Annotated in this window: 9 protein-coding genes; all 9 read left to right on the forward strand. The window is 68.6% G+C overall.

Features of this window, described 5'->3' with window-relative positions:
* Positions 1-12: 12 nt before the first annotated feature.
* The 9 genes from L286_RS44500 (at position 13) to L286_RS44540 (ending at position 11,334) form a co-directional block, all read left to right on the forward strand.
* Positions 13-1,248 carry an XrtA/PEP-CTERM system-associated ATPase gene (locus L286_RS44500; RefSeq protein ID WP_007687003.1) on the forward strand — a complete coding sequence of 412 codons (1,236 nt, stop codon included), beginning with the start codon at positions 13-15 and terminating at the stop codon, positions 1,246-1,248.
* 8 nt (positions 1,249-1,256) lie between these two features.
* Positions 1,257-2,102, forward strand: a complete 846-nt coding sequence (locus tag L286_RS44505) for an XrtA system polysaccharide deacetylase (RefSeq protein ID WP_007687005.1) — start codon at positions 1,257-1,259, stop codon at positions 2,100-2,102.
* Complete coding sequence (locus L286_RS44510; protein WP_013039873.1) at positions 2,099-3,160, forward strand: FemAB family XrtA/PEP-CTERM system-associated protein; 1,062 nt, start codon at positions 2,099-2,101, stop codon at positions 3,158-3,160. Before L286_RS44505 ends, L286_RS44510 begins: the two co-directional genes overlap by 4 nt.
* Positions 3,157-4,386, forward strand: coding sequence for a TIGR03087 family PEP-CTERM/XrtA system glycosyltransferase (locus L286_RS44515; protein WP_020818823.1), 1,230 nt, complete (start codon positions 3,157-3,159; stop codon positions 4,384-4,386). The genes L286_RS44510 and L286_RS44515 overlap by 4 nt, the downstream gene beginning before the upstream one ends.
* On the forward strand, positions 4,386-5,906 hold the full coding sequence (gene xrtA, locus L286_RS44520; protein ID WP_020818822.1) for an exosortase A: 1,521 nt from the start codon (positions 4,386-4,388) through the stop codon (positions 5,904-5,906). The genes L286_RS44515 and xrtA overlap by 1 nt, the downstream gene beginning before the upstream one ends.
* Before the next feature lie 10 nt (positions 5,907-5,916).
* Entirely contained in the window at positions 5,917-7,812 is a 1,896-nt protein-coding gene (locus L286_RS44525; protein ID WP_020818821.1) for an XrtA/PEP-CTERM system amidotransferase, read from the forward strand.
* A gap of 177 nt (positions 7,813-7,989) precedes the next feature.
* Positions 7,990-9,339, forward strand: a complete 1,350-nt coding sequence (locus L286_RS44530) for a sugar transferase (protein ID WP_025160970.1) — start codon at positions 7,990-7,992, stop codon at positions 9,337-9,339.
* On the forward strand, positions 9,339-10,472 hold the full coding sequence (locus L286_RS44535) for a glycosyltransferase family 2 protein (protein ID WP_020818819.1): 1,134 nt from the start codon (positions 9,339-9,341) through the stop codon (positions 10,470-10,472). The genes L286_RS44530 and L286_RS44535 overlap by 1 nt, the downstream gene beginning before the upstream one ends.
* A gap of 109 nt (positions 10,473-10,581) precedes the next feature.
* Positions 10,582-11,334, forward strand: coding sequence for a class I SAM-dependent methyltransferase (locus tag L286_RS44540; protein ID WP_013039879.1), 753 nt, complete (start codon positions 10,582-10,584; stop codon positions 11,332-11,334).
* Position 11,335: the final 1 nt, after the last annotated feature.

Here is an 11,335-nt window from a genome sequence, read left to right on the forward strand (position 1 = left end):
GGAGAGATGGACATGTACGATCAGTTCTACGGATTGCAGGGACGCCCGTTCCAGCTGACGCCGGACCCGCATTTCTATTTCGAGAGCGCGACGCACCGCAAGGCGCTGTCCTATCTGGGCTATGGCCTGGCGCAGGGGGAGGGCTTCATCGTCATCACCGGCGACATCGGCGCGGGCAAGACGACGCTGGTCGGGCACCTCATGAACACCATCGACCCTTCGCGGCTGACGGCGGTGAAGATCGTGTCCACGCAGGTCGAGGGCGACGACATGCTGCGCCTGGCCGCCCAGAGCTTCGGCCTGGCGGTCGACGGGAGCCCCAAGGCGCAGATCTTGAAGCAGATCGAGGGCTGGCTCCACGCGCAGGCGCGGGCGGGCAAGCGGTCGCTGCTGATCGTGGACGAGGCGCAGAACCTGCCGATCTCCGCCATCGAGGAACTGCGCATGCTCTCCAACTTCCAGTTGGGCGGGCAGTCGCTGCTGCAGATATTCCTGCTGGGCCAGCCGGAGTTTCGCGACCTGCTGAAGTCGCCGGAACTGGAGCAGCTCCGCCAGCGCGTGATCGCCACCCACCATCTGGACCCGATGATGCGGCGGGAGGTCGAACCCTATATCCTGCATCGCCTGTCGCTGGTCGGCTGGCAGGGCGATCCGCAATTCACGCCGGAGGCCTTTGCCGCCATCTATGCCGCGACCGGCGGCGTGCCGCGCCGGATCAACGTGCTGGTGAGCCGCGTGCTGCTGTTGGGCGCGCTGGACCGGCTTTCGGTGATCGATGCCGAGGTGGTCTATGCCGTGGTGAGCGACATGGGCGCGGACGCCGACGTGACGCCGGAACCGATGGCGCCCAGCGTGCTGGACGATGCGGAGGAACTGGCGGACATGCCCGCCGCAGCGCCCCTTGCGGCCGATCCCGCGGTTTCGGAGGAGGTTGCGTCCCTGCGCGCCGAGGTCGAGGCGTTGAGGGCGGCCAGGCCCGATCCGGCCGCGGACCTGCTGGAGGAGATCGCCTCCCTGCGGGCGGAGATCGACACGCTTCGGGCCGAGAACGACTTTGCCCGCAGCGCGCCGAGCGTCGATCCCGAAGCGCTCAAGGACTGCTTCACCCTGGTCGAGGAGCGGCTTTCCACGCTGGAGTTCCGCGTCACGGAGCAGGACACGGCGCTGCGCCGGGTGCTGACGCTGCTGGTCGAATGGGTCGAGCGCGAGGAAAAGCTGGGCGAGGCGCAGCAAAGCGCCGCCGCCTGACCGGACCCATGCTGAACGCCCTATCCGTCGACGTCGAGGACTGGTTCCAGGTCGGCGCCTTCGAGCGCACGATCCGGCGCGAGGATTGGGCGGGCCTGGCCCATCGCGTCGAGGGCAACACCGATGCGGTGCTGGCGCTGTTCGAGGAGGCGGGGGTCAAGGCGACCTTCTTCACGCTCGGCTGGGTGGCGGAACGCTATCCGGCGCTGATGCGGCGCATCGTCGATGCGGGGCATGAGGTCGCCAGCCACGGCTATGACCACAAGCGGGTCTTCACCTTCGACGGGGCGCAGTTTCGCGCCGACCTGCGCCGGTCGCGGGCGATATTGGAGGATGCGACCGGGCAGGCGGTGACCGGCTATCGCGCGCCCAGCTTTTCCATCGACCGGCGCAATCCCTGGGCGCATGAGGTGCTGGCGGAGGAGGGCTATGCCTATTCCAGCAGCGTCGCGCCGGTCCGGCACGATCATTATGGCTGGCCCGAAAGCCCGCGCTTCGCCTGGCGGCCGGTCGAGGGATCGCCGCTGGTCGAACTGCCCGTGACCACCGCGAGGTTCGCGGGCCGGACGCTGGCGGCGGGGGGCGGCGGCTTCTTCCGGCTGCTGCCCTATGGTTTTTCGCGCTGGGCGATCCGGCAGGTGAACCAGCGGGACGGGCGACCGGCGATCATCTATTTCCATCCCTGGGAGATCGACGCCGAACAGCCCCGCGTCCAGGGCGCGCCCCTGCGATCGCGGGTGCGGCATTACAGCAACCTGTCGGTCATGGCGGCCAAGCTGCGCCGCCTGACGCGGGATTTTTCCTGGACCCGCGTGGATGCGCTGGCGGCGCAAGAAGCGGAGCGGGCGGCATGATGGCGGGGGAGATGCTCGTCACCAGACTGAACCTTGCCGATCCGGCGCAGCGTGATGCCGCGGACGGCTTCGTGATGGCGCATCCGCAGGGAACGCCCTTCCACCGGCCGGCCTGGTTGACGGGCGTGGAGCGGGGGACGGGCAACCGGGCGCATATGCTGGCCGCCGTGGCGCCTTCGGGGGAGATTGCGGGGTTGCTGCCGCTGCATCATGTGCGCAGCGCCCTGTTCGGGCAGGCCCTGGTGTCGTCGGGTTTTGCCGTCGACGGCGGGATTCTCGCCAGCGACCCGGCGGCGGTGCCCGCGCTGGCCGCCGCCTGCCAGGGCATGGCGCGGGACGGCGGAATCGCGTCTGTGGAGATTCGCGGCGGTCCGGCGCCGGGCGAGGGCTGGACGCTGCATGAGGGCAGCCATGTCGGCTTCGCCCGGCCCATCGCGGCGGACGACGAGGCGGAACTGCTGGCCGTGCCGCGCAAGCATCGGGCGGAATTGCGCAAGGCGCTGGCCAATGGCGCGCTGCGCGTCGAGATCGGGCGGGATGCGCGGCATCGACGGGCGCATTACCGCGTCTATTCGGAAAGCGTGCGCAATCTCGGCACGCCGGTCTTCCCGGCGCGGCTGTTCCGGGAGGTGCTGGCGGCCTTTGGCGAGGATGCGGACATATTGGTGGTCCATGAGGGCGAGCGGCCGGTCTCGGCGGTGCTGACCCTCTATCACCAAGGGCGGGTCATGCCCTTCTGGGGCGGCGGCATCGCGGATGCGCGGCGGCTTCGGTCCAATGAACTCATGTACTACCGCCTGATGGGCCATGGCCGGGCGCGGGGCATGCGCGTCTTCGACTTCGGCCGGTCCAGGACGGGCAGCGGCCAGGCGGCGTGGAAAAGGAGCTTCGGCTTCGATCCCGCGCCGCTTTCCTATCATGGCTGGTCGGCCACGGGCGAGCGGCGGGACGTCAATCCCGACAGCCCGCGCCACCAGCGGCGGATCGACCTCTGGAAGAAGCTGCCCCTGCCGGTCGCGAACCTCATCGGACCGTTCATCGCGCGGGGGCTGGGGTGAGGGGGGAGATACTCTTCCTCTGCCATCGCATCCCCTTTCCGCCGGATCGGGGCGACAAGATCCGGTCCTATCACCTGCTGGAGCGGATGGCGGAGATCGCGCCGGTCCATGTCGGCTGCTTTGCCGACGATGCGCGGGACAAGGGCTTTGCGCCGGACATGGCGAAGATGACCGCCAGCCAATGCGTGCTGATGCGCGACCGTTCGCGCATCGCGGCGGGCCTGAAAGGGCTGGCGAAGGGGCAGCCCCTGCTGGTTTCGCTGTTCGATCATCCCGGCCTGCATCGCTGGGTCGCGAAGACGCTGGCGGAGCGTCCGATCGCGGCGGTCGCCGCCTATTCGGCGCAAATGGCGCATTTCGTGCCCGCGCTGCCGGACGGGGTGCGCTTCGTCATGGATTTCGTGGATTTCGATTCGGCCAAATATGCGGCCTATGGCGCGCAAGGCTCCGGTCCCATGGCCTGGATCAACCGGCGGGAGGGGCGCGCGCTGCTGGATTTCGAGCGGAAGGTCGCGGAGCGGGCCGACCTCTGCGCCTTCGTCAGCGAAGCGGAGGCGGCGCTGTTCCGGCGGGCGAGCGGGCTGGGGCCTGACCGCATCGTCGGCGTCGACAATGGCGTGGCGCTGGATTTTTTCGATCCCTTGGCGGATTTCCCCGCCGTGGACCGGCCGGAGGGGCGGCTGCTCGTCTTCACCGGGCAGATGGATTATCGCCCCAATGCCGAGGCGGTGGAGAGCTTCGCCCGCGAAACCCTGCCCGCCATCCGCGCCCGCCGTCCGGATGCGATCTTCGCCATTGTCGGGCGCAATCCCGCGAAATCGGTGCAGGCGCTGGCGGCCCTGCCCGGCGTCGTCGTGACCGGCGCCGTGCCCGACGTGCGCGGCTGGCTGGCGGCGGCGGACGCGGTGGTGGCGCCGCTGCGGATCGCGCGCGGCATCCAGAACAAGGTGCTGGAGGCGATGGCCATGGCGCGGCCCGTCGTCGCATCGCCGCAGGCCGCCGAGGGGATAGACGCCCGCGACGGCGAGCATCTGCTGATCGCCGCCGACCCCGCGCAGGAGGCGGAGAAGGTGCTTGCCCTGCTATCCGACCCGGAGCGCGCCGCGCGGATTGGCCATGCGGCGCGATGCCGGATGGAGGAGCGCTACCGCTGGTCGGCGACGCTGGCGGCGCTGCCGGACATGCTGTTCGGATCGCCCGGCGTCGGCGGCATGAGGGCCGCCTGATGGAAGACGCGCTTCCCATGCGGCCGCAGGTGAAGCTGTCGGGCTGGCGCGGTCATCTGACCGCGCTCGCCATCGTCGCCTGCACGATCCTGGCGCTGTTCCACCGCGACCTGCTGGGCATGGTCGCGATCTGGTGGAACGCGTCGACCTATGGCCATTGCCTGTTCGTTCCGATCCTGGTCGCATGGCTGGTGCAGCAGCGCCTTCCGGGCCTGCGCCGGCTGGAGCCTTCCGCCTGGGCGCCGGGGCTGCTCTGGCTGGGGCTGGGCGCTTTCGCCTGGATGCTGGGCGCGGCGGCGGGCGTCGCCGTGGTCCGCCATGGCGCGCTGGTGATGATGTTGCAGGGTTCGGTGATCGCCCTGCTGGGACCGGCCGTGGCGCGGGCGCTGCTGTTTCCCCTGTTCTACGCCTTTTTCATGGTGCCCTTCGGCGAGGAGATCGTCGCGCCCCTGCAACTGGCGACGGCGCATATCAGCATGATCCTGCTCGGCCTGAGCGGCGTTCCCGCGCAGATGCAGGGCATATTCATCACCACGCCCAACGGCTATTTCGAGGTGGCGGAGGCCTGTTCCGGCGCGAAGTTCGTGATCGCCATGACCGCCTATGGCCTGCTGGTCTGCAATGTCTGCTTCACCAGCTGGAGGCGGCGGATCGCCTTCATGGTCGGCGCGCTCTCCCTGTCCATATTGGCGAACGGCGTGCGCGCCTTCGCCACCATCTTCGTCGCGGAAGTGACCACCATCGATGCGGCGGCGGGCTTCGACCATGTGGTCTATGGCTGGCTGTTCTTCGCCGTCATCATGATCGTGGTGATGGCGATCGCCTGGCCCTTTTTCGACCGGCAGCCCGGCGACCCCTGGTTCGATCCCGAAGATCTGCGGCATAAGGGCCATTCTGCGACGGGCGCCGTCGCGGGCGTCGCGCTGGCGATGATCGTGGCCGCGCCGCTCTGGCTGGCGGCGAGCGCGGCGGCGGGCCAGCCCCTGCCCGGCGCGCCCGCGATGCCGCAGGTCAAGGGTTGGGTCCGAAGCGACGAGCCGCCGCTTCGGCCCTGGCGGCCGCGCTTCGACGGCGCCGATCATCTGGCCATGGCGCGATATGGCGATGCCAAGGGGCAGGTCGTCGATCTCGCCATCGCGACATTCGACCGGCAGGACGAGGGGCGCGAACTGGTCGGCTTCGGCCAGGGCGCGGCGGGAGCCGACAGCGGATGGACCTGGTCGCAGCCCGCCCCCGCGCCCGGCGATGCGCGGGGCGAGCAGATCACCGGCCCCGGTCGCGTGGTGCGCCATGTCGTCAGCTTCTACGTCGTCGGCGGGGGCAGGCCCACCGGCAGCGCCCATCTGGTCAAGCTGGCGACGATGAAGGCGCGCCTGCTGGGCGGCGACCGGCGCGCCGCCGCCATCATGGTTTCGGCGGAGGAACGGGCGGGGCGTTCCGCCGATGCCGCCATCGCCGCTTTCCTGCATGATCTGGGCGATGTGAAGGATTTGGCTGACCGCAGCCTTGGAACCCGCTAAGACCCTTCGCATGTGCGGAATTGCGGGCATTTTCCATCTAGAAACGGCCAAGCCGGTCGACCCGGCGCGGGTCGGGCTGATGCTGGACGCCATGCCGTGGCGCGGGCCGGACGACAGCGGCGTGTGGACCGCGCCGGGGGTGGGGCTGGGCCATCTGCGCCTGTCGATCATCGACCTGGGCAGCGGCACCCAGCCCATGCTGACGGAGGATGACAGCCTGGCCGTCGTGTTCAACGGCGAAATCTACAATTTCATGGAGGTCAGGGCGGAACTGGAGGCCAAGGGCCATGTCTTCCGCACGCAGAGCGACACGGAGGTCATCCTGCACGGCTATCGCCAATGGGGCGAGGCCTGCGTCGAGAAGTTCAACGGCATGTTCGCCTTCGCCCTGTTCGATGCGCGGGCGCAGGCGCTGTGGCTGGTGCGCGACAGGCTGGGGGTGAAGCCGCTGCATTATGCGCTGCTGTCCGACGGCAGCCTGATCTTCGGGTCGGAACTCAAGAGCCTGCTCGCCCATCCGTTGCTGCGCCGGGCGCCGGACCTGTCGGCGGTCGAGGATTATCTCGCCTATGGCTATGTGCCCGACGACGCCTGCATGGTGGCGGGCGTGCGCAAGCTGGGCGCGGGCGAGACGCTGCGCATCGTGCGCGGGCGGCCGCTGCCGCAGCCGCAGCGCTATTGGGACGTCAGCTTCGCCGACCGCAGCCGGGCGAGGCCGGAGGCGCTGGAGGAGGAAATGGTCGCGCTGATGCGGCAGGCGGTGCGGTCCCGCATGGTGGCGGACGTGCCTTTGGGCGCGTTCCTGTCGGGCGGGGTGGACAGCAGCAGCGTGGTCGCGCTGATGGCGGAGGCGTCGAAACAGGCGGTCAAGACCTGCACCATCGGCTTCGACGTCAGGGAACTGGACGAGACCGCCTATGCCGACAGGGTGGCGCGGCGCTTCGCCACCGACCATCGCACCCGCATCGTGTCGCCCGACGATTATGGGCTGATCGACACGCTGGCGCTGCATTTCGACGAGCCCTTTGCCGATGCCTCCGCGCTGCCGACCTACCGGGTGTGCGAACTGGCGCGGGAGAAGGTGACGGTGGCGCTTTCCGGCGACGGCGCGGACGAGGCCTTTGCCGGCTACAGGCGGCATCGGTTCCAGATGCAGGGGGAAAGGCTGCGCAGCCTGATCCCCGCTTCGGTGCGGCGGCCGCTGTTCGGGACATTGGGCCGCTACTATCCCAAGGCCGACTGGGCGCCCCGGCCCCTGCGCGCGAAGTCGACCCTGCTGGAACTGGCGGGGGAAGGCGGGGAAGCCTATGCCGCGTCGGTCGGGGTTACGCCCCATGCGCTGCGGCAGCGTCTGTTCAGCCCGGACATGAAGGCGCGGCTCGGCGCCTATCGGGCGGAGGATCGCTATGTCAGGATGATGGCGGAGGCGCCGGCGCGCGATCCGCTGGACCGGGCGCAATATGCCGACATCCGCATCTGGCTGCCCGGCGACATATTGACCAAGACAGACCGGATGAGCATGGCCGTCAGCCTGGAGGCGCGGGAGCCGTTGCTGGATCATCGGCTGGTGGAGTTCGCGGCGCGGCTGCCCGTGGCGCAGCGGATTCGCGGGAACAGCGGCAAGTACCTCATGAAGAAGGCGATGGAGCCATTCCTGCCGCAGGACATACTCTATCGCCCGAAAATGGGCTTCGTCACGCCGATCAGCGCCTGGTTCCGGGGGCCGCTCGCCGGGGAGGCGACGGCGATCGCGGGAGGATCGGCGCTGGCGAAGACCGGCTGGTTCGACGCGCGGATGCTGGGCAAGGTGGCCGCGGATCACAAGGCCGGGCTGGCGGATCATGGGCGGCTGCTGTGGCAGTTGCTGATGCTGGACAAGGCTTTGGCGCGGTTGTTCAGCCTTTGATCGTTGCGCCAGATGCTCCTGCGAAGGCAGGCTTCCAGTCCCGTCGCTGCACAAGATCGCGGCGCCTGAACTGGGTTCCTGCCTGCGCGGGAACGCTTCTTCTCCATTCAAACTCTTGAAAGCCGCCTCCGGCAATGCCAACGGAGCGGACACGCCAAAGCCAATCAGGGTCCACGAGTGACAGTCTCCAAGGAAATATTGCGGGTGCGCCTGTACCTGCTGTGTCTGCTGGGGGACATGGCGGGGCTTTTCCTGTCCTTCCTGCTCGCCAATTACCTGGTGCTGGGCGCATGGCTGGGCGAACCGGGCAAGCCGCACGGCATCGTCATGTTCGCGATGATCGCGCCGCTTTACGTGCTGCTCGGCGTGCAGGGCGGCGCCTATGGCATCCATATGCTGGAGGATCTGCGGCGCGGCATATTCCGGGCGTTGATGGCGCTGGCGCAGGCGGCGATGCTGATGCTGCTGATCGTCTATCTGGGCAAGATCGCGGAGCAGCTTTCGCGCCTGACCTTCATCGTCGGGCTTGGGATTTCGGCGGTGGGCGTGGCGGCCGTGCGGCTGGCCATCGGGCGGCTGAGCGCGCACCTGCTGGGCGAGGTGCCGCACCTGACGGCGGTCATCATGGACGGGGTCACGATCGATGCCGGCCCGCACATGCATGTGATAGAGGCCGCCGGCGCGGGATTGCATCCCAAGGGGCATGACGCGGACATGGCGGCCCGCCTGGCCGCCGCCGTGGGGCTGGCGGAACGGGTGATCGTTGCCTGTCCGATGGAGCGGATGGACGACTGGTCGGTGGCGCTCAAGTCCCTGTCGGCGCGGGGCGAGATCGTGGTGCCCGAACTGCTGCGCTTCGCCCCGGCGCGGGTGGACGAATTCGACGGCCAGCCGACGATCATCGTCGCGGGCGGGCCGTTCCAGTTCCGCGATCGCCTGATCAAGCGATTCTTCGACATCGTCGTGGCGACGGCGGCCACCATCGCGCTGTCCCCGGTGCTGATCGCGGCGGCGCTGGCGGTGAAGCTGACCAGCCCCGGCCCCGTCATCTTCCGCCAGCCGCGCATCGGCCGTGACGCCCGGCCGTTCAACATCTACAAATTCCGTTCCATGCGGACGGAGGCGAGCGACCGGAAGGCCGACAGGCTGACGGCGCGGGACGACGACCGGGTGACGGCCGTGGGCCGTTTCCTGCGCAAGACCAGCATCGATGAGCTGCCGCAGCTTTTCAACGTGCTGCGCGGCGACATGAGCATCGTCGGCCCGCGCCCCCATGCCGCCGCCGCCAAGGCCGGCGACAGCCTCTATTGGGAAGTGGACGAGCGCTATTGGGAACGGCATTGCATCAAGCCGGGCATGACCGGGCTGGCGCAGGTGCGCGGCCATCGCGGATCGACCGACCATCATCAGGATCTGATCGACCGGCTCCAGTCGGACCTGGAATATGTCACCCAATGGTCGATCTGGCGCGACCTGCGCATCATCGTCGCGACCATCGGCGTGCTGGTGCACCATAAGGCCTATTGATGGACGGGATCGACCTGATCGCGGCGTTGCTGTTGCTGCTGTCGCTGGTGGCGGTGGCGTGGCCGTTTCTTTTCTACCCGCTGATCCTGCGCCTGCTGCCGACGAAGGCGGAACGGCCGGTCGCGGGGCCGGCGCCGTCCGCATCGCTGCTGTTCTGCGCCTATAACGAGGCGGCGGCGATGCCGGAAAAGTTGGCCAATCTGGCGATGTTGAAGGCGCGCTGCCCGGCGCTGGAAATCCTTGCCTTCGACGACGGATCGTCGGACGAGACGGCGGCGCTGATCGCGGCGCGGAGCGATCTGGTGACGCTGCTGCGCGGGCCGGGGCGCAGCGGCAAGGCGCATGGCATGAAGCTGCTGGCGGCGCGGGCCAAGGGCGACGTGCTGATCTTCACCGACGCCAATGTCATGCTGGACCCCGACGCCGTCGACAATCTGCTGGCGCGCTATGCCGATCCGGAGATCGGAGGCGTGCTGGGGTCGCTGCACTATATGGGCGATGGGGAAAGCGCGACCGCCTCGGTCGGGTCGCTCTACTGGCGGATCGAGGAGCGGTTGAAGGACGAGGAATCGCGCACCGGGAACGTGCTGGGGGCGGACGGGTCGATCTTTTCCATCCGGCGGGCGCTTTATCCGGAATTTCCCGACAGCGTGCTCGACGATCTGACCGTGTCGATGGCGGTGGTCTTCGCGGGCAGGCGGCTGGTGAAGGCGAAGGACGTGATCGCCTGCGAGCGGCTGGTCGCCGGGCGCGGCGACGAATATCGGCGCAAGGTGCGCATCGCCGCCCGCGCCTGGCACACGCACAGCCATTTGCGGCCGCAATTGCGGCGGATGGGGGCATTGGATCGGTTCAAATATGCCTCTCGCAAGATCGTGCGCTGGTTCGGCGGGATCTTCATCCTGACGGGCCTCGTCGCGGCGGGGACGCTGGCGATGCGGATTTCGCCGACGCTCTACATGGTTGGCGGGCTGACGGGGGTGTTCATCCTGTGGCGCGGGCTGCGGTCCAGCGGCGGGCCTTTCGCGGCGGTGGTGGACATCGCGATCGCCTATGCCGCGACGCTCCAGGGCGTGGCGAAGGCGATGACGGGGCGGACCGTGACCATCTGGAATCCGGCCAAGTCGCGCTGATCGGCCTTCGCGGGGATGACGGCCTGAAAGGGGCGGGCGCCACGGAATCGCTCGCCAAAGCGGCGGCATATTGTATAGGCCGGTGCCAACTGCTTTTTGGAGCCAAGGCGTGATCACTTTCCAGCGGGTGGCGAAGGCCGCCGGCAAGCATCTGACCCGGACCCTGCTGGCCGCGCGCAAGGCGCTGGGCGCGCGGGCGAACCGGGGCTGCCCGGCCTGCGGGCAGGCGGTGGTCGGCTTCTTCCGCTATGGCGACAATGCCGAATGGGGTTGCCCGAACTGCGGCGCTTCCCCCCGCGAACGGCTGATGAACCATCTGATCGCGGGCCATGTGCTGACCGTGCCGGAACAGGGCGCGGTGCTGCACATGGCGCCCAATGAGGGCAGCCTGGTGCGCCGCTTTTCCGCCGCCGCGGACTATACCCCCGCCGACCTCGATCCCGGCCGCTATTCTGTGCCGAACATGCGGCGCGTGGACCTGATGGCGCTCGACGCCAGCGATCGTTACGACCTCTTCTACGCCAGCCATGTGATGGAGCATGTGCCCGACGATCATGCCGTGCTGCGCAACATCCATCGCGCGCTGAAACCCGGCGGCGAGGCGTGGCTGATCGTCCCGTTATGGGACAAGCCGACCGAGGACGGCAGCTTCGACATGCCTCCGCGCGAACGGGAGCGGCGTTTCGGCCAGTGGGACCATGTGCGCCAATATGGCCCTGACTTCGCCGACCGCATCCGGGCGGCGGGCTTCGACCTGGAGGAGATCGACGCCGGCGCCATCGACGCCGATACGCGGCATTATCATGCGCTGGACGACAGGCTGTTCCGCGCGCGCAAGCCTTTGACGACCGGCGCGCGGTGAG

The organism is Sphingobium sp. HDIP04 (assembly GCF_000445085.1).
In the GTDB taxonomy this organism is placed as follows: domain Bacteria; phylum Pseudomonadota; class Alphaproteobacteria; order Sphingomonadales; family Sphingomonadaceae; genus Sphingobium; species Sphingobium indicum.